Source organism: Clostridium gelidum (genome assembly GCF_019977655.1).
Taxonomy (GTDB): domain Bacteria; phylum Bacillota; class Clostridia; order Clostridiales; family Clostridiaceae; genus Clostridium; species Clostridium gelidum.
The window spans coordinates 2632354-2653214 of sequence record NZ_AP024849.1; the positions used below are offsets into that span (position 1 = coordinate 2632354).

At 27.3% G+C, this 20861-nt stretch carries 27 protein-coding genes and 1 pseudogene; 26 read left to right on the forward strand and 2 right to left on the reverse strand.

Annotation, left to right across the window (positions count from 1 at the left end; translation table 11 throughout):
- Nucleotides 1-106: 106 nt before the first annotated feature.
- Nucleotides 107-754, reverse strand: coding sequence for a DUF975 family protein (locus psyc5s11_RS11610; protein WP_224037734.1), 648 nt, complete (start codon nucleotides 752-754; stop codon nucleotides 107-109).
- 291 nt (nucleotides 755-1045) lie between these two features.
- Here psyc5s11_RS11610 and psyc5s11_RS11615 point away from each other — a divergent pair, with 291 nt between their 5' ends.
- The 6 genes from psyc5s11_RS11615 (at nucleotide 1046) to psyc5s11_RS11640 (ending at nucleotide 5156) form a co-directional block, all read left to right on the forward strand.
- Nucleotides 1046-1414 carry a desulfoferrodoxin gene (locus psyc5s11_RS11615; protein WP_224037735.1) on the forward strand — a complete coding sequence of 123 codons (369 nt, stop codon included), beginning with the start codon at nucleotides 1046-1048 and terminating at the stop codon, nucleotides 1412-1414.
- 150 nt (nucleotides 1415-1564) lie between these two features.
- The gene (locus psyc5s11_RS11620) at nucleotides 1565-2662 is read left to right on the forward strand and encodes a S41 family peptidase (RefSeq protein ID WP_224037736.1); all 1098 of its coding nucleotides are present in this window, start codon (nucleotides 1565-1567) and stop codon (nucleotides 2660-2662) included.
- Nucleotides 2663-2714: 52 nt separating this feature from the next.
- Nucleotides 2715-3170, forward strand: coding sequence for a MarR family winged helix-turn-helix transcriptional regulator (locus tag psyc5s11_RS11625; RefSeq protein WP_224037737.1), 456 nt, complete (start codon nucleotides 2715-2717; stop codon nucleotides 3168-3170).
- Between the two features lie 59 nt (nucleotides 3171-3229).
- On the forward strand, nucleotides 3230-3928 hold the full coding sequence (locus psyc5s11_RS11630) for a pirin family protein (RefSeq protein WP_224037738.1): 699 nt from the start codon (nucleotides 3230-3232) through the stop codon (nucleotides 3926-3928).
- A 122-nt stretch (nucleotides 3929-4050) separates the two neighbouring features.
- Nucleotides 4051-4647: an FMN-dependent NADH-azoreductase gene (locus psyc5s11_RS11635; protein ID WP_224037739.1), complete on the forward strand. Its 597-nt coding sequence runs from the start codon at nucleotides 4051-4053 to the stop codon at nucleotides 4645-4647.
- 371 nt (nucleotides 4648-5018) lie between these two features.
- Complete coding sequence (locus tag psyc5s11_RS11640) at nucleotides 5019-5156, forward strand: hypothetical protein (protein ID WP_224037740.1); 138 nt, start codon at nucleotides 5019-5021, stop codon at nucleotides 5154-5156.
- A gap of 181 nt (nucleotides 5157-5337) precedes the next feature.
- Here the strand turns inward: psyc5s11_RS11640 and psyc5s11_RS11645 are convergent, their stop codons facing one another.
- On the reverse strand, nucleotides 5338-5838 hold the full coding sequence (locus psyc5s11_RS11645) for a hypothetical protein (RefSeq protein ID WP_224037741.1): 501 nt from the start codon (nucleotides 5836-5838) through the stop codon (nucleotides 5338-5340).
- 188 nt (nucleotides 5839-6026) lie between these two features.
- On the opposite strand from psyc5s11_RS11645, the gene psyc5s11_RS11650 reads away from it, so the two are divergent.
- The 20 genes and pseudogenes from psyc5s11_RS11650 (at nucleotide 6027) to psyc5s11_RS11745 (ending at nucleotide 20786) form a co-directional block, all read left to right on the forward strand.
- Nucleotides 6027-6953, forward strand: coding sequence for a ribonuclease Z (locus psyc5s11_RS11650; RefSeq protein ID WP_224037742.1), 927 nt, complete (start codon nucleotides 6027-6029; stop codon nucleotides 6951-6953).
- A 138-nt stretch (nucleotides 6954-7091) separates the two neighbouring features.
- Complete coding sequence (locus psyc5s11_RS11655) at nucleotides 7092-7271, forward strand: hypothetical protein (protein ID WP_224037743.1); 180 nt, start codon at nucleotides 7092-7094, stop codon at nucleotides 7269-7271.
- 54 nt (nucleotides 7272-7325) lie between these two features.
- Nucleotides 7326-7805: a hypothetical protein gene (locus tag psyc5s11_RS11660; protein WP_224037744.1), complete on the forward strand. Its 480-nt coding sequence runs from the start codon at nucleotides 7326-7328 to the stop codon at nucleotides 7803-7805.
- A gap of 156 nt (nucleotides 7806-7961) precedes the next feature.
- The gene (locus psyc5s11_RS11665) at nucleotides 7962-9914 is read left to right on the forward strand and encodes a flagellar assembly protein A (RefSeq protein ID WP_224037745.1); all 1953 of its coding nucleotides are present in this window, start codon (nucleotides 7962-7964) and stop codon (nucleotides 9912-9914) included.
- Nucleotides 9915-10251: 337 nt separating this feature from the next.
- Nucleotides 10252-10878, forward strand: a complete 627-nt coding sequence (locus tag psyc5s11_RS11670; RefSeq protein ID WP_224037746.1) for a hypothetical protein — start codon at nucleotides 10252-10254, stop codon at nucleotides 10876-10878.
- Between the two features lie 82 nt (nucleotides 10879-10960).
- The gene (locus psyc5s11_RS11675) at nucleotides 10961-11569 is read left to right on the forward strand and encodes a superoxide dismutase (RefSeq protein ID WP_224037747.1); all 609 of its coding nucleotides are present in this window, start codon (nucleotides 10961-10963) and stop codon (nucleotides 11567-11569) included.
- Nucleotides 11570-11784: 215 nt separating this feature from the next.
- On the forward strand, nucleotides 11785-12429 hold the full coding sequence (locus tag psyc5s11_RS11680) for a pentapeptide repeat-containing protein (protein ID WP_224037748.1): 645 nt from the start codon (nucleotides 11785-11787) through the stop codon (nucleotides 12427-12429).
- Nucleotides 12430-12507: 78 nt separating this feature from the next.
- A complete protein-coding gene (locus psyc5s11_RS11685; RefSeq protein ID WP_224037749.1) occupies nucleotides 12508-13356 on the forward strand; it encodes a DegV family protein in 849 nt (282 codons plus the stop codon).
- A 500-nt stretch (nucleotides 13357-13856) separates the two neighbouring features.
- Entirely contained in the window at nucleotides 13857-14723 is an 867-nt protein-coding gene (locus psyc5s11_RS11690; RefSeq protein ID WP_224037750.1) for an SDR family oxidoreductase, read from the forward strand.
- Nucleotides 14724-15237: 514 nt separating this feature from the next.
- Nucleotides 15238-15504, forward strand: coding sequence for a hypothetical protein (locus tag psyc5s11_RS11695; RefSeq protein ID WP_224037751.1), 267 nt, complete (start codon nucleotides 15238-15240; stop codon nucleotides 15502-15504).
- 74 nt (nucleotides 15505-15578) lie between these two features.
- Entirely contained in the window at nucleotides 15579-16187 is a 609-nt protein-coding gene (locus tag psyc5s11_RS11700) for a class I SAM-dependent methyltransferase (RefSeq protein ID WP_224037752.1), read from the forward strand.
- 161 nt (nucleotides 16188-16348) lie between these two features.
- Complete coding sequence (locus psyc5s11_RS11705; protein ID WP_224037753.1) at nucleotides 16349-16879, forward strand: CDP-alcohol phosphatidyltransferase family protein; 531 nt, start codon at nucleotides 16349-16351, stop codon at nucleotides 16877-16879.
- A gap of 95 nt (nucleotides 16880-16974) precedes the next feature.
- Nucleotides 16975-17445, forward strand: a complete 471-nt coding sequence (locus psyc5s11_RS11710; protein ID WP_224037754.1) for a GNAT family N-acetyltransferase — start codon at nucleotides 16975-16977, stop codon at nucleotides 17443-17445.
- A gap of 44 nt (nucleotides 17446-17489) precedes the next feature.
- Nucleotides 17490-17867, forward strand: a pseudogene (locus psyc5s11_RS11715) (hypothetical protein); the annotation flags it as partial.
- A 6-nt stretch (nucleotides 17868-17873) separates the two neighbouring features.
- Nucleotides 17874-18176 (forward strand): putative quinol monooxygenase, encoded by a 303-nt coding sequence (locus tag psyc5s11_RS11720; RefSeq protein WP_224038182.1) that lies wholly within the window; start codon nucleotides 17874-17876, stop codon nucleotides 18174-18176.
- Between the two features lie 136 nt (nucleotides 18177-18312).
- Nucleotides 18313-18795 (forward strand): NUDIX hydrolase, encoded by a 483-nt coding sequence (locus psyc5s11_RS11725; protein ID WP_224037755.1) that lies wholly within the window; start codon nucleotides 18313-18315, stop codon nucleotides 18793-18795.
- A gap of 33 nt (nucleotides 18796-18828) precedes the next feature.
- On the forward strand, nucleotides 18829-19254 hold the full coding sequence (locus tag psyc5s11_RS11730) for an amidohydrolase family protein (RefSeq protein ID WP_311196446.1): 426 nt from the start codon (nucleotides 18829-18831) through the stop codon (nucleotides 19252-19254).
- 86 nt (nucleotides 19255-19340) lie between these two features.
- The gene (locus psyc5s11_RS11735) at nucleotides 19341-20222 is read left to right on the forward strand and encodes an aminoglycoside 6-adenylyltransferase (RefSeq protein WP_224037756.1); all 882 of its coding nucleotides are present in this window, start codon (nucleotides 19341-19343) and stop codon (nucleotides 20220-20222) included.
- A gap of 104 nt (nucleotides 20223-20326) precedes the next feature.
- Nucleotides 20327-20635: a hypothetical protein gene (locus psyc5s11_RS11740; protein WP_224037757.1), complete on the forward strand. Its 309-nt coding sequence runs from the start codon at nucleotides 20327-20329 to the stop codon at nucleotides 20633-20635.
- Nucleotides 20636-20648: 13 nt separating this feature from the next.
- A complete protein-coding gene (locus psyc5s11_RS11745) occupies nucleotides 20649-20786 on the forward strand; it encodes a hypothetical protein (protein ID WP_224037758.1) in 138 nt (45 codons plus the stop codon).
- Nucleotides 20787-20861 lie beyond the last annotated feature (75 nt).

Below are 20861 nucleotides of genomic sequence, written 5' to 3' on the forward strand. Positions count from 1 at the left end.
GAGCTAAAAAGTAAGAATTGGTTCGACACATGAGAGGAGTAAAAAGAGACTTAATCATGTTGGGTAACCATGATTAAGTCTCTTTAAAAATCTTTAATTATTTAATCTAAAATTCTGAATTAGTGTTTTCAGTAACAGCATAGTAATTATTCTTAATATTTAAGTAAAAAGATGCCATTGTTACGTTCATGTAAGGAATTACCCATAGTAATCCAATGAATAATGGAATAATACCTAGTATAAGCCATCCTAGGAAACTTAATGAAAGTACAAAGTAATTAAATTTGTATCCTTTCATCATAGCTGCACTTTCCTTTAAACAATCAATAATTGATTTACTGTTATCATCAGCTAAAATATAAAATACTTGTGAAAACATAAATGAAAGTATAATACCTGGTACTATTAATAAAATGAATCCTATAACTATAATTATTAACACTAGAAAATAAACCCCTAATGCTTTTAGTATAACTTTAAATCCAGAAAAGAGATCTTCTATAGCTGGAGTTCCACCATTAGTTGCATAGTTCAATGCAAATCTACACATTCCAACGCTCATTACAGCAGTAATAATTGTTGTAGCTAAAAATGAGATTAATATTAGTGGTAAAGATTTACCAGATATAATGTTAAGCCCTTGTCCAACTACTTCAAGTATAAGCGTTGCAAGAAAAAATCCACCTACAGCTAGTCCCCATTTTCCTCTTAATTCATCTTTGGCATGGCTTTTTAATTCAGATCTATTAATCATAAAAATTTCCCCCTTAAAATAACTTGATATTTACCCAATAACATTTAAAACTATACCATAAATTTATTTATATGTACAATATTAGGATTTAGAACTAGTTTATCAAAAAATGTTTATTATATGTGTAAATAAATTCTAAGAATTATAAATATGAAAATAACAGTAAATTACCTAAAAATATATATTATGTCAAGAAGTATGAAAAATAAAAGTAAATGATTACAGTTAATGTGATAAATTTAATAAAATATATGCTATAATGTATATATTATAGAGAAAGGTGGTTATATTATGGTAGCATTTTATCGTTGTGAATTATGTGGAAATATTGTAGGTCTTATTAAAAATGGAGGAGGCCAATTAGTCTGTTGTGGCAAAAACATGACTAAGCTTGAAGCTAACTCTACAGATGCAGCACAAGAAAAACATGTTCCAGTTGTAGAAAGAAAAGATGGAAAGATATATGTAACAGTAGGATCTGTCGAACATCCAATGACAGAAGAACATTATATAGAATGGATTGCAGTGGTTTCAGATAAAGGAACAGAAAGAGTTTCATTGTCACCAGGAGAAAAACCACAAGCAGTTTTTGTAGATAAGGGAAATGCAGTAGTTTATGAATATTGTAATTTGCATGGATTATGGAAAGTAGAAGCATAATATTTAGTATTATCAAAACACTTAAGTTTAAAAGCTTAGGTGTTTTTTATATCTAATTAGGCACAATCAAAAAAATAACAAGCCCATTTGTCAGCCTATTTTGGACTTGTTATTTATTTTCATGTGCCTTAAAAAAAGAAAGGAACAATTATGAATAAGAATTGGGAAGAAAGATGGACGGAAGATATAGATTATTTAAAAAAATCATTAATAACAAAGCATAAAAATTTATTTTTCAATGTAGATCAAAAAGAATTCGAAAAGAAAGTTTTAGAATTAAAGTTAAGTGTTAATAACTTAGATTATGATGAAATGAAAGTAGAACTTAGTAGACTTGTGGCTATGGTAAAAGACGCTCATACATCTATATACTTTCCAGTTGAAAGATATATGCCACTACGATTTTATTGCTTTTCTGATGGTATATATATTACTGCTGTTAGTAAAGGTTATGAAAATTTATTATATAAAAAAGTAACTGCAATTGAAGATTTATTAATAGAAGATGTAACTAGGGAGTTAGCTAAAATAATTTCTCATGAAAACAAATATTTTCTTAAAGCACAATGTGTAAAATATTTGCAAGCTGCAGATGTTTTATATGGACTATTAATATGTGATGATAAAAATAAGATAAAAATTACAGTAGAAAATGAGATAATAGAAGTAGAAACTGTAAAGTTAAATGAACTAAATTACATAGATAATATGAATGTGCCAATATATGGAGAAAAATCTAAGGAAAATTATTGGTTTAAATATATAGATAAAGATAAATCATTATATATAAAATATAATAGCTGTAGAGAAAATGGGATTCCTTTAAAAGATAAAATAAGGAGTACAATAAATTACATAGAAAAGAATAATATAAGCAAAGTAACAATAGATTTAAGAAATAATCTTGGTGGAGACTCATTATTATTAAAGCCTCTAATAGAATATTTAAAAAACAATAAGGATATTAGTGAAAAAGGAAACTTAAATGTAATTATAGGAAGAGAGACATTTTCCTCAGGACTTTTAAATGCATATGAATTAAAAAATCAATGTAATGCAATACTTATTGGTGAACCAACAGGTGGGAAACCAAATTGTTATGGAGAAATATTAAGATTTAATTTGCCAAATAGTAAATTTAATGTGAGCTATTCAACTAGATATTATAAATTAATAGAAGATGACTCTGTAGATGCATTGTATCCAGATAAGATAATTGAAGAAAATATTGATGATTTTAGAAATTAGATTATAAAAAATGTATATTGACATTATCACTAGTTAGTGATAAATTTAATTCATGGATAAGAAATATGAATCAGATAAAGATAACAATTATAAAACAAATTTAAATTTATCTACATTAATTGTCCTTACGAGAGCAGAACAAAAAATTCACAAAATAGAATATGAAACAATAAAAGCAGGTGGATTAACTAATTCTCAATTTGCAGTTTTGGAAGTCCTTTATAGTAAGGGTGATTTGAAGATATGTGAGATAATAGAAAAAATATTAACAACTTCAGGAAATGTTACTGTAGTGATAAAAAATTTAGAGAAGGACGGACTTGTTAGTAAAAATTCAGATCCAGAAGATAAAAGATCAATATTAATATCTATAACAGATAAAGGCAAAAAGATTATGGATGAGATTTTTCCAAAGCATGTTGATAATATAAATAGTATTTTTGATATATTAACAATTGAAGAAAAATTAGAATTAAAAAAAATATTAAAAAAATTTAGGGACGTTTAAAGACGTTAAAAATTTTAAAGGAATATCACTAATTAGTGATAAATAGGAAGGTGTATATTATGTTAAAAAAGATAGATAATAAAAATATGGGGAAAAGTGATCTTGGATGGCTAAAAAGTTCATTTCATTTTTCATTTTCAGAGTATTATAATCCTTCAAATATTAATTTTGGAAAACTTAGAGTTATAAATGATGATTTAATACAAGGAAAAACAGGATTTCCTATGCATCCTCATAATGATATGGAGATTGTAAGTTACGTTATTGATGGAAAGATAACTCATAAAGATAGTATGGGTAATACAGGCGAATTATCTAGAGGTGAAGTTCAATATATGAGTGCTGGTACAGGGGTTTATCATAGTGAATATAATCTGGGTGATGAAACTTTAAGATCACTTCAAATATGGATTTATCCAGATAAAAAAGATTATAAGCCAAACTATGGAGAAAACAAATTTAATTGGAGTGATAGAGAGAATAAATGGCTTCATATGGTTTCAAGTATTGAAGGTAATGCCCCAGTTAAGATTCATCAAGATGTTAATATTTATGCAATTTATTTAGATAAGAATAATGAAGAATCCTTAAATGTAGAAAAAGATAGGCAAGCTTATCTTGTTCAAATTGAAGGAAACTCTATAATAAATGGTATAGAATTAAATCAAAAAGATGCTTTAGAGATTGTAGAAGAAAATATTAAAATTAAAGCAAAAGAAAATTCTCATTTCTTAGTATTAGAGATGAAAAAAGCGTAAACAGTATAATGATAAAATAATTTAATTATAAAATACATAAAATATATGTATCGTATATATAAAACAAGTAAAATCAATCCGTTTAGCATATGCTACACGAGATATTAAGAGGAGAGATAAATATGAGTAAAATATTATATATTAAAGCAAACGCAAAACCAGAAGGACAATCAAGAACTTTTAAAGTTTCAGATAGTTTTATAGAGGAATACAAGAAAAACAATCCTAATGATGAGATTATAACTTTAGATTTATATAAAGAAAAAATAGACTTTTTAAAAGGAGAAGATTTAGGGGTTGTATTTGGACCTAAAAATGAAGAAAGTAGAAATCATCCAGTACTAAAATATGCATATCAATTTGCAGAGGCTGATAAATACATTATTGCAGCACCAATGTGGAATTTAAGTGTTCCGGCAATATTGAAGGCATATATTGATTATGTAAGTGTAGTAGGAATTGCATTTAAATATACACAGCAAGGGGCAGTAGGGCTCTTAGAAAACAAAAAAGCTGTGTATATAGCAGCTAGAGGTGGAGCATATTCAGGAACTCCATATGAAATGGATGGAATATATTTAAGAGCAATGCTTAATTTCTTTGGTATTAAAGATGTAGAAACTATTGCAGCAGAAAAATTGGATGTTGCAGGTGAAGATATAAATAAAATAATAGAAGATTCAATAAGTAAAGCAAAAGAAATTGCTAAGAATTTTTAAATATAGATAGTCAAGTTTGAAATAGATTTTATACTTTGAAAATATATATTAAATTAGAAATAAGGGTCATAATTTGTGATATGGTGAATTTTGAGCAAACCGTAACAAATGTATGACCCTTATTTCAGTGATCTATCAGATATCATTGCGTGATAAACATCAGCAATACGTACAATTACAGAATTCTTTTATTTATAGATATTATGCACAATCAAAATATATTTATTTTAGTATGATTAATAATAAGGAAGACATGCAAAAAATAAATTACTTATGGAAAAGTAGATAAACATTTTAAATTCATGATATAATCATTTCGCACTATTACATAAGGCACAATCAAAAAAATAATTTTAAGCGGAGGAAGAAATATGAACGATAAAAATATAGAAATGATGAAAAAGCTCATAGAAGAAAAGAAACAAAAAGGAAAGAATACTAAAAATAATGAAAAACCTAAAAAGGTTATAGGTAAAATGTTATTGCATAGTGGAAGAACAACACAATAAAACAAAAGATATGTGTGTTGTAAAAATAATGTACACTGAAATATATGACTACTTATTTTTTTATTTAAATATTCTTAAAAAAATTGACTTGTTAATTATAACAAGTCAATTTAATATCATTTATGATTAATACATATGTATTAATCATAAATGATATTATCTGAAATATAAAAAGTTGATTTTAAAAATTGCCACCTCTAGCAGCTATTGCTAGTTCTATAATAGTAAAAATAAGTGCATAGTTAATTATAGTAATAACAATACAAATTAAAAGTTTTGGAATAAACTTCATTTTAGCGGAAATACTAGTTCTTATAGATATAGTAACTCCTAAAAATGCTAATAGGAAAGGAAGAGCTCCTCCACCGATAATTACTAATCCATTTAATATAATAAAAATCCATGCCCATTTAGGCATAGAGGCAACTGGCACATAATCATTGCCGGAATCAATGTATTTGCCATCAAGAGCTACATCAATTTTATTTCCAATAATAACCAAAATGGCATTTTTTGAACCTAATAGAAAATGTGTTTCACTTGTAGTACCCAGTGTTTTTGATTTTTGAAGCGGAATATCTTGTCCATTTACTCGTAAGCCTCTTGAAAAGATTTTTCTGTAAAATTCAACATTATATTCAATACCATCCACAGTTAATTCCCAATTTTTTGTTTTTGCCATGAAATTAAACCCCCTAAATTAAATTACTGCAATATTATAACATAATATGGGGTTATTACAATAAATTTATAAAATAGAGAATTATGTTACAATGATAATGAAAAATGTATATTATTGATGAATAAGATTAAATTATGATTAGAAATATCTAAGTGCAACAAATAATTGTAAGAAAGGAGTATTAAGTAATGGTTGATTTGCTGTTATTGGGATGTGGAGGCGGAATGCCTATGCCAAATCGTTTTTTATCAGCTGTGTTATTAAGTTATAATGGAAGAAAGATACTTATTGATTGTGGAGAAGGAACACAAGTATCTATGAGAATGGCAAATGCAGGATTTAAAACTATAGATATTATTTGCATTACACACATTCATGGTGATCATATTGTAGGGCTTCCAGGATTACTTGGAACTATAGGAAATAGTGGGAGAACAGAAGCTCTTACAATAATAGGACCAGAGGGGATAGAGGATACTGTTAATAAATTGAGAGTAATTGCAAATTGGTTACCTTATGAGATTAACATAATAGAAAATCCCAAAGAACCTTTTGAGATACATAATGAATATGTGAATTGGAATACAAAAATATTAACTTTAGAATTAGATCATTCTACGCCTTGTATAGGATATAGTTTCGATTTTCAAAGGCAACCTAAATTTGATGTAGATAAAGCTATTAAAAATAACGTGCCTAAAATTTTATGGAGCAGATTACAAAAGAATGAAAAAAAGATTGTTTTTGAAGGTATAGAATATTTAGATAATATGGTTATGGGAAAGGCACGAAAAGGTATAAAAATAAGTATGACAACAGATACAAGACCAATTGAAGCAATTAATAAATTTATTAAAAATAGTGATTATTTTATATGTGAAGGAACTTATGGAAATGATGATGATTTACCTAAGGCAATAAAAAATAAACATATGACTTTTAGAGAAGCCGCAACCATGGCTCAAAATGCAAAAGTTAAAAATTTACTATTAACACATTTTAGTACTGCTATGAATGATCCAGAAGTATATTTAGATAATTCAAAAGAAGTATTTAATAATACTATAATTGGTTTTGATAGATATAATGTAACTTTAAATTTTCAAGATGATTAATTATGGTAATATGATACGATTGATGAAAGGAAAAATTGTGAATTATAGACTATAAGATGATAAATAAATTCACAATAAAGAATAGTTACAAAAAAAGCGTTAAAGCATAAAAAATAATTATAAGTGGGGGATATATAAATGAATGAAAAGAATATAGAAATGATGAAAAAGTTAATAGAAGAAAAAAAACAAAAAGGAAATAATTCTAAAAACAATAAAAAAGCTGATAAAATTATAGGGAGAGCATCAAAAGTTATGGGAAGGGAAGCTTCAAAAGGCGTTAAAGTTGGAAATGGTGGAGGACTATTTGATAAGTAGTAATTTCACTTTAGTTTTTACCCCAAAAGTTATAAAAATTTGTAAGAAAGAAGATTGATTAATAATATGGGATACAATGTATTAGACATTATTAATAAAGCTATAGATATTCAAAACAGGAGAAAAATCATACTTAAAAGGGTTGTATCAGAAAATAAAGCAAAAGCAAATATAATTTTAATGTCCAAAGTACTATGTAATCAAATAGATGAAATAATCAGGTATTATCATGAGCTTGAAGATGAAATAAGAGATACTGAATTTGAAGAAATAGATATAATAATATATGATAAGATATCTTTTTTAATAAATGAATTTAATATTAAAATATATCATTCAGATATAGAAAATGGTAAAGATTATTTGAAATTTTCACTAAATTTAGCTAAAGACACATATTCTTTGTTTATTGATATACAAGGTAGATTAGTTAAAAATATAAATGATACAAGTACAAAAACATATGATATATTATCAAAAATAATTAATAATATAAAAAAGCAAATCCGAACTATTGAAAAAACTATATCTTAGTAAATAAAAATCTATATGTTTTATTGAAAAGCTTATTTTGATAATGAATAAGCTTTTGTTTTTGTAAAAAAATGGAGTTAGATGTAGAATAAAGTATTAAATGTAATCGTTTAATGATATAATAGAGGAAATAACAATTATAAGGGGTTGATAATTATGATGATGATGAATTTAATGTTTTCAGGAAAATCTTTAGATGAATGTTTAGAAAATGCGTCTAAAGAATTAAATGTTACAAAAGATAAAATAGATTATAAAATAATAAAAGAGAAAGATTCATTAATGGGTAAAAAAGTTCAAATAGAAGTTATTGGAACTGAAATAGATTCATCAAATTCTAATGACTCTTTAGATGATGAAGTGAATCAAATAGGAGCAAGAGTTGAAAATGGGAAAATAATAGTTACTGAAAATTTAAAACAGGAAAATTCGGAATCTATAACAATTAAACCTTGCACCGGAATTAAGATTTTCATTAATGGAAATTGCTGTAGTGAAAATATGAAATATCCTATAACTGAATATGATAAAATTGAATATGAAAGTGATAAAACAGAATGTTCTAGGAATGTTACAGTTTCCATTTCAAAAGATAAAATGGAAGGCTATATATGTATAGAATATATACCTGAATACACATATAAACTTAAGGATAAACCAACATATAGAAATTTAGCTCTTAAAGCTATAAAAATTCCAGGTGAATATCCTAAAAAATACACAGTTACGGAAATTAAAGAACTATTGCGAATAAATAAAATTACTGACGGAATAATATATCAAAAGCTTATAGAAACTTGTGTCTTAGGTGGAAATGAAAATGTTTTAATAGCTAAAGGGACGATTGCTATAGATGACACTATAAGTGAAGTGAAAATATTATTTGATATTGGAGAAAAAAACATTATAGATGTAAATTCAAAAGAAAATATAGATTACAAAAATATAAACTATATTTCTAATATAGAAGAAGGTCAAGTTCTCGCTGAAATAATACCAGGAGTAATTGGACAAGATGGTAAAAATGTATGTGGTGAAATTTTGAAGAAAAAAGCTATTAGAAATAGACCAATAAAAATAGGCGAAGGATGCAAAATTGAAGGAAATAAAATAATTGCAACTAAAACAGGTAGACCATCTTCAAAAAATGGAGTTATATGTGTAAATAATATGTATAAAATTCAAGATGTTGATATGAAATCTGGTAATATATATTTTGTTGGAGATGTTAATATTTCAGGGAACGTTAAAGAGGGGATGACTGTTAAATCTGGTAGGTTATTAACCATTGGAAAGAATGTTGATGTAGCAACAATTATAGCAAGAGATGGAATTAATATAAGGGGAAATGCAATAAAATCAACAATTTTAACAGGACAAGTTGATATGGAAAAGAAATTATACCTAGACAAGTTAAATGAATATAAAGATAATATTGTTAAACTTATTAGTGCAGTTGATAAATTAAATGAGTCTAGCAAGGGTTCTAGAAAGATTTCTGAATTAGTGAAAATTCTAATTGAAAGTAGATATAAAAATATACCAAAGCTTTCATTAGGAATAATAACACATAATATTTGTATAGATAGTGAAAGTAGTGAATTAGCTGATTTTATAAGAAATAAAATGATGGGGTTAAATATATTAAAAATAAGTTCTTTAAATGATTTGGAAATTCTTAAGGAATTAATAGAGAATGAAATAGATTTGTTGGAAGATAATTTGATAATTTCAGCAGATATTAACTTGCCATATTGCCAGGATTCTATAGTAAAAGCTACAGGAAGTATAATTATAAGCGATAAAGGAGAATATGTTTCTACTTTAACAGCATTTAAAGATATAATTTTTATAAGAGCTGATGCAGTTGCAAGAGGTGGAACAATATCCGCAAGAGGTAATATAAAACTTGGAACAGTAGGAAGTCCTGCTGGAGTAACTACCAAATTAGAAGTTTTAAAAGATGGAGTAATAACTGCAAATATAGCATATAGTAACACAATTTTCTGCTTTGGGAATAGATGCAAGACATTAGATACTCCAGGTAAAAATGTAAAAGCTTATATGAAAGAGGATGGAGAAATCGTAATTAATAAGTTTGTGCTATAAAGTGAAATAGAGGAAATAATATGTTTCAAAATAAAGTATAATGAAGACACGACTCACACTTAATTTGTTTATGTGTGGTCTTGTCTTATTTTTATTATAAAAATTAAATAATTTTATAAATATTTACATTTTTCATAATAGTGATATAATAAAATTAAGTTAAATTTGTACTTGGAGTACAAAAATATGTTGATTGATATATATAGATTAATTTAAAATATATATGTTAAAAAAATGATTATTCATTTCATTAACAATTGTACATTGTTAATTGCAACATATATAAGTAAAAAGTTTAATTAATATAAAAGATTATATATTTTAAGGAGGAATTATTATGAACAAATATACTTTAAGTGAAAAATTTATCGATGGAGATTCAGCCGGGAAAAGATTATATCAAATTATTGCTCTAAAAAGTTTTAGTGATATTGAAAAGGGAGAAGTTGGTGGATATGTTGAAGATATAAATAACTTATCTCAAGAGGGAAACTGCTGGATTTATGATGATGCAAAAGTGTTTGATGATGCAAAAGTTTCTCAAAATGCAGTTATAGCAGGAGAAGCAAAAATATCAGGAAAAGCTAGAATATATGATGACGCAATTGTAAGTGATAATGCTGAAATAGGTGATAATGTAATTATATCAGGGAAAGCTAGTATATATGATAATGCAAAACTAATAGGTTATGCAAGAGTATGTGATAATGTACTTGTTTTTAATGAAGCTGTTGTAGGCGGTAATGTAATATTATCAGGGAATGCAAAAATATACGGATATGTAAGATTATTAGGGAATGTACATGTATGTGATGATGCAGTAGTATGTGATACAGCTGTAATTTATGATAATGTAATAGTATCTCATAAGGGCAAAGTATGTGGAAATGCAGAATTAAATAATAATAGGAATGTATGTGACACAGAAGTGGTATCTGGTGATGAAAAAAACATTTCTGCATAAAAAAATTATAGTAGCAATATTAAATATTCATCATATTATAATAGGATAGTAATTTAAAAACTACTAACTTGGGGGGGAATATATGAAGTATGACAAAATAGAATTACCATACTCATACAATGCATTAGAACCATATATTGATGAAGAAACTGTAAATATACATTATAATAAGCATTTACAAGGGTATGTAAATAAATTAAATACTGTTCTAGAAGGACATGAAAAATTTACAAAAGGAAAAACATTAGAAGAAATACTTTCAGATGTAAATAAAATACCTAAGGGAATTAGGCAAGCTGTTATAAATCAAGGTGGTGGAGTAGCAAATCATAATTTGTATTTTTCTATTCTTAGTCCTCATCCGAAAAAATGCCCTGAAGGAAAATTGTTAAAAGAAATAATAAAAACTTTTAAATCATTAGAGCTATTAGAAGAACAAGTAAGCGCGGCAGCTATAAATCAATTTGGTTCAGGATATGGATGGTTAGTTAAAGATAAACATGGAAAATTAAAAATCATGAGCACTTTAAATCAAGATACACCGCTTAGTTTTGGATTTATTCCCCTAATAGCTATAGATATTTGGGAACATGCTTATTATTTGAAATATAAAAATTTACGAGCAGAATATGTTAAGAACATATGGAATATAATTGATTGGGGAAAAGTTGAAGAATATTATAAAAAATAGTATATTTTTTAATATATCGTTGGAAAATGATAAACAAGTATAGGTGGGATTATCCACCTATACTTGTTTTGCTTAAAAGCTTTTACCTTTATATATAAATATAATGCATTACTTTGAACAATAAATTTAACTTCGTTGTGATTTATTTGATATAATAGATTAATATGATTTTTAGTAAATTAATATCAAATTATTTTAGCAAGGGGAAATTACATATGGCAGAATTAAATAAAATATTGAAACCTAAATTAGAAAATTTATTGGAAGAAAATAAAGATTTTAAGGATGAATTAATAAATGAAAGATATATATCAAATAGTTTAATTCAAAATATTAGCTTAGACTATATAAATGAAGAAAAAATAGAGATAAATGGTTGTCACTTTGTAAATGTTACATTTAACGAATGTTCTTTCAGAAATATAGATTTATTAGATGTAGTTTTTGAAAATTGTGATTTATCTAATATTGATTTTTCAGACTCAAGTATACATAGAGTTGAATTTAAAGGGTGTAAGCTTATAGGCACTAATTTTACTGAAGGTAATCTTCAAAATGTTCTTTTTGAAGAAGTTCTTGGAAGGTACTCGAATTTTGGATATTGTAAAATGAAGAATATAAATTTTAAAGAATGTAATATGAAAGGAACTATATTTTTAGAATGCAAATTTAATAAGGTAGCATTTAGAGAATGCGATATAAGTAGTTCTGAATTTACGAATACTCCTCTTAAACAAATAGATTTTACAGATAGTGATATATCTGAAATAGCATTAACAGGAAGCGAATTAAAAGATGCTATAGTTTCACAACTTCAAGCAGTGGAACTTGCAAGACTTCTTGGTGTTATAATTAAATAGTTATATTTAACAACTATTGATAAACATACCAAGAATGATATAATGATTATAAGATAATTTTATGTAGGAGGGACTACAATGGAAAAAATAGCATTAATAACAGATAGTGCTTCAGATATAAGTGTTGAACTGTTAGAGAAAAATAAAATTAAACTATTACCGTTTAAGGTTATATATTCTGATGGAGAATATGAAGATAGAATAGATATAACTCCACAAATGATGTACGAACGTCTAAAAATCGAAATACCTACAACTTCATTACCTAGTATAGAAAAAATGACTAATATCTTTAAGGAAGCAATAGAAGAAGGGTGTACTCATGCAATTATAATAACCATATCAGCTGCTTTTTCAGGTACATATAATGCGGTACGATTAGTTTGCGAAGATTTTCCGGAGCTTGAGACTTTTGTTTTTGATTCTAAAACTTTAACTATGGCAGAAGGTGCAATGGTACTTGAAACTGCAAAATTAATTAGTGAAGGAAAATCATTTAAAGAAATAACTGAACTATTGCCCGTATATAGAGAAAAAATAGATTTATTTTTTACTATAGATACTTTAGAATATTTACAAAAAGGTGGTAGAATAGGTAGAGTTGCAGGAACTATTGGAGAACTTTTAAATCTTAAACCTATTATAACAGTAGCAGATGATGGAACTTATAGAACTGCTGCAAAAGCTAGAGGTTCAAAGCAATCTGTATCCAAATTGATTGAAATATTTAAAGGGTACTTAGAAAAAGGGAAATATAAAGCCTGGATTTTAGATGGATATGGAATGGATAAAGTTCAAAGTTTATATGATGCAATAAAAGATCTTCCTAATGTAGTAGAATGTACAATTGCTGGAACAATTGGACCTGCACTTGGAGTAAATACTGGACCTGGTCTTGTAGGTATTGCAATAGAAAGAGTAGATTAATATAGATAAACACAGTGAAAATCGTACTTATGGATATAACCCGCCGAAATCAATAATACTCTGTTGTTTCGGTTTCTAAGGAATTTTGATGGGTTCTTCTAAGATCGCAAGTTGTACCCAAAATGCTTGCTTCAAAGGCAAGCTTTGAACAAGCGTTTTGGAACAACTTACAATCTAAGAAGCACAACCATCAAAATTCCTAATGAAACACTGCACAACAGAGTATTATTGATTTCTAATTATGGATATATATTCATGGTATAAGTAAAACTTTGCATCTGTTTATCTATATAAACTCCTACTAATATTAAAGAAAAATTAAGTGTTTTCTTTAATATTAGTAGGAGTTTTATTTTAATTTCAATAAATAATTTTATATATATAGTAAAGACTAATGTATAGAAAAATATATAAGGGAGGTGAAAGTAAATAGCAAGTCAAATATACTAGCATACTGACTTGCTATTTATTGAACCTCCCTAAACTTAGGAGGAATTAAAATGAATTTTCCAACATCTTTTCCCAAGCAACATCAAAACAAGCATCCGGGATTTGAGTATGAAATGAATCCAACTCCAATATACGATGATCCAACTTATAATAAAAAGGGTAATACATTAAATAATAAAGTTGCTATAATTACTGGTGGTGATAGTGGAATCGGTAGAGCTGTTGCTATAGCATATGCAAATCAAGGCGCAGATTTAGTGATTGTTTATTATAATGAACATAAGGATGCAGAAGAAACCAAAAAATTAGTAGATGCAATAGGTAGAAAATGTACTCTCATATCTGGAGATATTGGTGATGTGAATTTTTGTAAAAGTGTTATAGAAAAAACTATGAGTGAGTATGGGAAAATTGATATATTAGTTAATAATGCTGCTGTTCAATATGAATGCACTGATATTAAGCAATTGCCTGATGATCAATTTGATAGAACTTTTAAAACCAATGTATATGGTGCTTTTTATATGACAAAAGCTGCAATGAATCATTTGAAAAGTGGAGGATGTATAATAAATACAACTTCAGTTGTAGCCTATTTGGGCAATGAAACACTTATAGATTATTCAATGACCAAAGGTGCACTTGTTGCATTTACAAGAAGTCTATCAACAGCACTTGCAAAAGGAAAAACCGGAATAAGAGTAAATGCTGTTGCACCAGGACCTATTTGGACACCACTTATACCATCTTGTTTTGATGAAACAAAGACTTCGGAGCATGGATCAAAAGCTCCAATGGGAAGAGCAGGGCAACCCGTTGAATGTGCAGGAGCTTATGTATTTTTAGCTTCAGAATGTGCTTCATACATTACAGGTCAAACTATACATATTAATGGTGGGGAAATAGTAAATGGTTGAACTGAACCAATAAATATTGAACAAACTGCTTAAACTTTAAATAAATTGAAACTACATCGTCCAAAACAGCAACACCCAATAATAAAGAAAAAATGAAATGAAACGAATGACTAACCAAAATGAATCCAAGAGTTAAGGTACAATATTATGCCTTAGCTCTTTTTTGATGAAGAAAATAGAAAAGAGAAAAGTTGGTTAAAGTTAGAGGGATAAAGGGCTTCAAGAGCTTTTGGAAAAGGTGATTAAGAGGTGGATTTTTGATAAAGAATAGTTCGGAAATAAATTGAGAAAAGAATTTTAGCATTTTGTCAAACTTTAGGGGGGGAGTACATAGTGAGACGAGTTAAAAATAATGTTTAATATAATTAGGAATATTATTCTTTTATGGTTATAAAATGTTAAAATATAAATAAATAATATTTTAATGCACAATGGTATATGATGTATTAAATAATTTTGAAGATATATAGATATAAATTGTAACTAGTCTAATATGGTTATAGGAGGAATTGGTTTGAGAAATAATGAGAGGTTTATTCAACAATGGTCTAAAAAAAGGGGAAATGGAAGATTAAAATATATTATAATCAATAGTACAATATATTGTATAGTATATTGGATATTTGCAAGCTTAATTTTTCTAATTCAAGGTAAAGAATTTCATAAACTAATAGAGAATTTTGATTTATTCATAATTTTTATTGTTATATATATAATATCTTTATTTATAAAATGGAAAAAGAATGAAGATAAATACAGTAATATAATAAACAATAAGTAAATACAAAGTTGTATTTTTTTCTACCACACATTTTTCTATAAAAATGTAATAATTAAGATATGGAGGGAAATTACATGACATTTTTAATTAAACAACCACAGTTATACAGATTTTTAAATTATTGCAATGAATATGACTTGGAAAAAAATATATTAGATTGCGGAGCAGGGGGAGATTGTCCACCACTTGCTATTTTTTCAGAGTTTGGATATAAAACATACGGAATTGAAATCAGCGATTCACAAATAGGAAAAGCCAAAATATTTTCAGAAAAATTCGGTCTTGAACTGAATATTTCTAAAGGAGATATAAGAGAATTACTATTTGAAGATGAAAGCATAAGTTATATTTATTCTTACAATTCTATTTTTCATATGACAAAGAAAGATATTACAAAATCTGTGAATGAAATTAAGAGAGTCCTAAAACCTGGAGGATTATGTTGCATAAATTTTCTTTCATTATATGACAGTGGGTATGGTGAAGGAGATAAACTAGGAGAAAATGAATTTTTGCAGATAGAAAGAGGAGAACAAGTTATTCATACATACTATGACATTAATGAAGCAGAACTTCACTTTAAAGATATGAAAATTTTATTTAAAGAAAATAGAATTATAGAAAGAATTTATGAGGGACAAAAAGTTAAACAAGGATATATTGATTATATAGTTCAAAAGTAAAAATTTAAAAGTAGAAAAAATTATTCTAAGGTATAAAGTTGTAGTCAATTAACTCTAATTTTATAGCTTTTTTAAGAGGAATAATTTATGAAAGATAGATATTTTTATAAGGATACAGATATATTAATAAATAAAATATTAAATAGACAGGGGCTGATGTAATGAAGTTAATAGCAAATTATATCTCAATCTCGAGGATGGTTATTGCCATTACATTGTTTTTAGTAAAACCATTAAGTATAGAGTTTTTTACGATATATTTCATTTGTGGAATTAGTGATATTTTTGATGGATATATTGCAAGGAAGACAAACACCACAAGCAAATTGGGTGATAACATTGACTCTGTTGCAGATTTGATAATGCTAGTGGTACTGATGATTGTACTATATCCAATCATGAGTCTGACAGTTCAAATAATTCTTTGGATATTTATCATAGGAGTAATTAGAGTTGTGTCAATGATGGTGGTATTTGTAAAGTATAAAACTTTTGAGATGCTTCATACTTATGGAAATAAAATTACGGGGCTTGTACTATTTACATTGCCGCTATCACTTGCTTTTCTCCAATCAGAAGTGATTATGTATACAATTTGTATCTTCGCTAGTATTTCTGCTATTGAAGAATTAGTTATTCATCTATCGTCAAATGAATTGCAAATAAATAAGAAAAGCATATTCTTAAAATGATTCAAAAGAAGGATTATTTAACTTTTTATTATGGATTATAGGTTGTGGTATAATAATTTCATTATGGACTTATAAGAGATAAATGGAGGTACTTTATGATAATTAGAGAAATACAAGAAAAAGATAATGAACAAGTGGAGTCCCTTATTAGAACCTGTTTAATAGAATTTGAAGCAAATAAACCAGGTTGTGCATGGGAAGATCCTAATTTGGGGAAATTTTATCAAGTTTATCAAAATGAAAAATCTAAATATTGGGTTGTTGAAGAGGATAATAAAATAGTAGCTGGTTGCGGTATTGGTCCTTTACCTAATAGAGAAAATATATGTGAATTACAGAAAATGTATTCTCTAAAAGAAGTGAGAGGTACTGGAATTGCAAATGAATTATTAAAAATTTCTTTAGAATTTGCGAAAAAGTATTATGAAAAATGTTATCTTGAAACTTTTGCAAATATGGTGGCAGCCAATAAATTTTATAATAAGCATAAATTTATTCGATTAGAAAAACCATTAGTTGAAACAGAACATTATGCTTGCGATGTATGGTATATAAAAACTTTATAGAAGATTTCTAATTACAACTTAAATACAAAATAGGAGGCTTATTAATGAACAGTAAATTAGAATTTGATTCAGAATTTAGTAATGTAAAATATATTGAGAAAGATAATATAGTATTCTTAACATGGAAGAAATTTTGTAGTTTTGATGATTATAGAACCCCTACATATTTTGCTTTGGGTTTATTGGAAAAATATCCAAATAGTAAATTTGTGGTAGATGCAAGAAATGGGTTTGAAGATGATAAAGAAGATGTGGAGTGGGGATTTTCAGAGCTACTTCCGGCAATGTCTAAGACAGATTGTAAATATGTTGCGTTTATCATAAATGAAGTAAATGAAATTGAAGAAGAAATGGATTTATGGACAGAAGAATTTGGCAAATATTTCGCAGTTGTTAGGACAGTAAGTTATGAAGCTGCTATAAATAAAATGAACGAATGTCTATTAGTTAATGTGACTTACACAATAAAACAAGGAAAAAGAGAAGAGTTTTTTAATAAGGTAAATGAAATGAGGATTGTTAAGGATTCAAGGAAAGAACCTGGAAATATCAAATATGAGTACTTTTTCCAAGTTGAATCCGAGGATAAACTATTTCTAATGGAAATGTGGGTGAATGATGTAGCTCAATCAATGCATGGTAAGACGGAACATTACAAAAAATTGCAGTTATTGAAAGAAGAATATGTGACAGATGTAAATATTGAGAAATATAATATAAGCAAGCGTTAAGCACCACTGTTGATGATTCGAAAAATTAAGGATAGTTAACGTTTTGTAGTTACTACAACTTTGTAGAAAATGTGTCACAACAGTAGATAGTTATTAAGTAAAGATTATTTATATGTCTTTGATTGGAGAGGAATTAATGGATATTGCATTTAAAACAGAAATTGGTCGCTTTAATTATAGAGTTACGGGGATTTTAATTCATGACAATAAATTACTTATAATGAAAGATGAAAATTCTCCATATTATTATATTCCTGGTGGTAGAGTAAAAATGAATGAAACAAGTGAAGATGCAATAATAAGAGAAATTAAAGAAGAGGTAGAAATAGATGTAAATGTAGAGAGACTGCTTTGGATAGTTGAAAATTTCTTTAATGAGGAACAAAGTGGTGAGAAATTTGATGAATTAGGATTATATTATTTGCTGCATTTGAAAGATGAAAATATTCTTCAAATGGGTAACGAATTTGTTATGAACGAAGGGGGAAAACATACCCTTATGTTTACTTGGAAGCCTTTAGAAGACATTAAAAATTTACATATATATCCTCTCTTTTTAAAAGAAAGAATTATGAATTTACCCAATACAATAGAGCACATAGTCGAAATCAAAGCATAATCTGTATCTGAAAATTTTCTTAAACGAATATTCATTCTTAGAAAATTTCAGTCTATTTATAAGAAAGCTAAGGAACAAGGATTAAAACTAAAAGCACATATTGGAGAATGGGGAATTGCAAAAGATGTTCAAAAAGGTGTGCATGTTTTAGGTTTAGATGAAGTTCAGCATGGAATTTCGGCAGCTGAATCTCCCGAAGTAATTAAATATTTAGTGGACAACCATATACGGCTAAATATTGTGCCCACCAGTAATATTAAATTAGGTCGAGTATCAAAATTGGCTGAACATCCAATTAAGGCGTTTTATAAAGCAGGCATTGATGTGACAATTAATTCTGATGATATATTGATTTTTGATAGCCCTATATCTAAAGAATATTTAAGGTTGTATGAAGCAGGAACATTAACTGCTGAAGAATTAGATGATATAAGGGTTAATGGATTGCGTAAATTATGATCATAATATTTCAATTATACAAAATATTAGAATGGTGAATTAAATTATTAACAATTAAGTTATGGAGTGAAAAAAGGAGTGTTATTATGCGAACTGAAAAAGAAATGTTTGATTTAATATTAGATGTTGCAAATAGAAATGATAAAATTAGAGCTGTTTATATGAATGGTTCTCGAGCAAATCCTAATATAAAAAAGGATATTTTTCAGGACTATGACATTGTTTATGTGGTTACTGAAACAGAATCCTTTCTGAGTGATGATGGTTGGATAAGTGTTTTTGGAGAACTGATTATTTTCCAAGAGCCTGATAAGCTTGATAAAATGCAAGGAAGAGATGTTGATTTAAAAAATGGGTATGGATATTTAATGCAGTTTACAGATGGAAATAGAATTGACTTGCATATTCAGACTATGGAGGGGTTAATGAAAGAATACGGAACTGATAAGTTGACTGTTCCACTGCTTGATAAAGATAACTGTTTACCAAAAATTCCAGCACCATCAGATGAGGATTATTGGGTGAAAAAACCTACATATGGACAATATTTTAGTCGATGTAATAATTTTTGGTGGGTAGCACCATATTGTGCAAAAGGCCTTTGGAGGCAAGAAATTCTTTTTACAATAGAAGTACTGAACAGTTATGTGCGACAAGAATTATTAACAATGCTATATTGGCATGTGGGTGCTCAAACAGAATTTAAAGTAAGTATCGGAAAAGCAAACAAATATTTAAAAGAATATTTAGATTTGGACGTATGGACGAGATTGATGAAGACATTTAATATGAGCGATTATGATTCTTCTTGGAATGCATTGATTACAACATGTGAATTGTTTGAAGAGATTGCACCAAAAGTAGGTAAAATATTTGAATATGACTATAATTATGATGAAGCTAAAAGAAGCTTTGATTTTATAAAGCATATCAAGGAATTACCAAATACTGCAACGAAAATTTACTAATTAAATTACACATTACCGTTAATTGTGTTACAAGAGTAAAATTATGAGAAATAAAGATTTTTATAACAAAGGGTGAGAAACCAATTAGGAAGGTACCTCATTATATGACATTAGGTGAATGTGATTGGATAAGAACCTGGTATACTGATGGTGCATATATAAAAATTCCCATTACAGAATTTGACTTAGAGACAATTTCATTTACTTACGGAGATATGTTTCCTAATTTCAGCGATAGAGTTAATGATGACAGTGAATATAGGAGAACTACCTATATGTATAATGAAATGCTGAAAATAATCAATAAATACGGATATCCAAATGGTGTTTCAAAAAGAGGTCAGCAGCTACCCTTTAAATATATTGAAGTGCAAGTTTGGGACGATGAGGTCATTAATAGGTATAGATTGTAGACATTTCTTTATTATGAGAAAATACAGGCGATTAAAAGTTGCACAAAGTGCAGTACATATGATTTTTGACATGTTCTCTGGTAAATGGAGAGTTTCACAATTTAGTAATGTAAAATATATTGAGAAAGATAATGTAGTATTCTTTACATGAAAGAAATTTTGTAGTTTTGATGATTATAGAACCCCTACATATTTTGATTTAGGTTTATTGGAAAAATATCTAATG

Excerpts from the sequence above, each read along its gene's own strand:
- psyc5s11_RS11745 (WP_224037758.1), top strand. The coding sequence starts at position 20,649 with ATGAGAAAATACAGGCGATTAAAAGTTGCACAAAGTGCAGTACATATG.
- psyc5s11_RS11685 (WP_224037749.1), top strand. The coding sequence starts at position 12,508 with ATGGAAAAAATAGCATTAATAACAGATAGTGCTTCAGATATAAGTGTT.
- psyc5s11_RS11720 (WP_224038182.1), top strand. The coding sequence starts at position 17,874 with ATGAACGAATGTCTATTAGTTAATGTGACTTACACAATAAAACAAGGA.
- psyc5s11_RS11690 (WP_224037750.1), top strand. The coding sequence starts at position 13,857 with ATGAATTTTCCAACATCTTTTCCCAAGCAACATCAAAACAAGCATCCG.
- psyc5s11_RS11620 (WP_224037736.1), top strand. The coding sequence starts at position 1,565 with ATGAATAAGAATTGGGAAGAAAGATGGACGGAAGATATAGATTATTTA.
- psyc5s11_RS11610 (WP_224037734.1), bottom strand. The coding sequence starts at position 754 with ATGATTAATAGATCTGAATTAAAAAGCCATGCCAAAGATGAATTAAGA.
- psyc5s11_RS11625 (WP_224037737.1), top strand. The coding sequence starts at position 2,715 with ATGGATAAGAAATATGAATCAGATAAAGATAACAATTATAAAACAAAT.
- psyc5s11_RS11670 (WP_224037746.1), top strand. The coding sequence starts at position 10,252 with ATGAACAAATATACTTTAAGTGAAAAATTTATCGATGGAGATTCAGCC.
- psyc5s11_RS11650 (WP_224037742.1), top strand. The coding sequence starts at position 6,027 with ATGGTTGATTTGCTGTTATTGGGATGTGGAGGCGGAATGCCTATGCCA.
- psyc5s11_RS11710 (WP_224037754.1), top strand. The coding sequence starts at position 16,975 with ATGATAATTAGAGAAATACAAGAAAAAGATAATGAACAAGTGGAGTCC.
- psyc5s11_RS11705 (WP_224037753.1), top strand. The coding sequence starts at position 16,349 with ATGAAGTTAATAGCAAATTATATCTCAATCTCGAGGATGGTTATTGCC.
- psyc5s11_RS11640 (WP_224037740.1), top strand. The coding sequence starts at position 5,019 with ATGAACGATAAAAATATAGAAATGATGAAAAAGCTCATAGAAGAAAAG.
- psyc5s11_RS11635 (WP_224037739.1), top strand. The coding sequence starts at position 4,051 with ATGAGTAAAATATTATATATTAAAGCAAACGCAAAACCAGAAGGACAA.
- psyc5s11_RS11700 (WP_224037752.1), top strand. The coding sequence starts at position 15,579 with ATGACATTTTTAATTAAACAACCACAGTTATACAGATTTTTAAATTAT.
- psyc5s11_RS11665 (WP_224037745.1), top strand. The coding sequence starts at position 7,962 with ATGATGATGATGAATTTAATGTTTTCAGGAAAATCTTTAGATGAATGT.
- psyc5s11_RS11680 (WP_224037748.1), top strand. The coding sequence starts at position 11,785 with ATGGCAGAATTAAATAAAATATTGAAACCTAAATTAGAAAATTTATTG.
- psyc5s11_RS11740 (WP_224037757.1), top strand. The coding sequence starts at position 20,327 with ATGACATTAGGTGAATGTGATTGGATAAGAACCTGGTATACTGATGGT.
- psyc5s11_RS11630 (WP_224037738.1), top strand. The coding sequence starts at position 3,230 with ATGTTAAAAAAGATAGATAATAAAAATATGGGGAAAAGTGATCTTGGA.
- psyc5s11_RS11675 (WP_224037747.1), top strand. The coding sequence starts at position 10,961 with ATGAAGTATGACAAAATAGAATTACCATACTCATACAATGCATTAGAA.
- psyc5s11_RS11645 (WP_224037741.1), bottom strand. The coding sequence starts at position 5,838 with ATGGCAAAAACAAAAAATTGGGAATTAACTGTGGATGGTATTGAATAT.
- psyc5s11_RS11655 (WP_224037743.1), top strand. The coding sequence starts at position 7,092 with ATGAATGAAAAGAATATAGAAATGATGAAAAAGTTAATAGAAGAAAAA.
- psyc5s11_RS11615 (WP_224037735.1), top strand. The coding sequence starts at position 1,046 with ATGGTAGCATTTTATCGTTGTGAATTATGTGGAAATATTGTAGGTCTT.
- psyc5s11_RS11735 (WP_224037756.1), top strand. The coding sequence starts at position 19,341 with ATGCGAACTGAAAAAGAAATGTTTGATTTAATATTAGATGTTGCAAAT.
- psyc5s11_RS11725 (WP_224037755.1), top strand. The coding sequence starts at position 18,313 with ATGGATATTGCATTTAAAACAGAAATTGGTCGCTTTAATTATAGAGTT.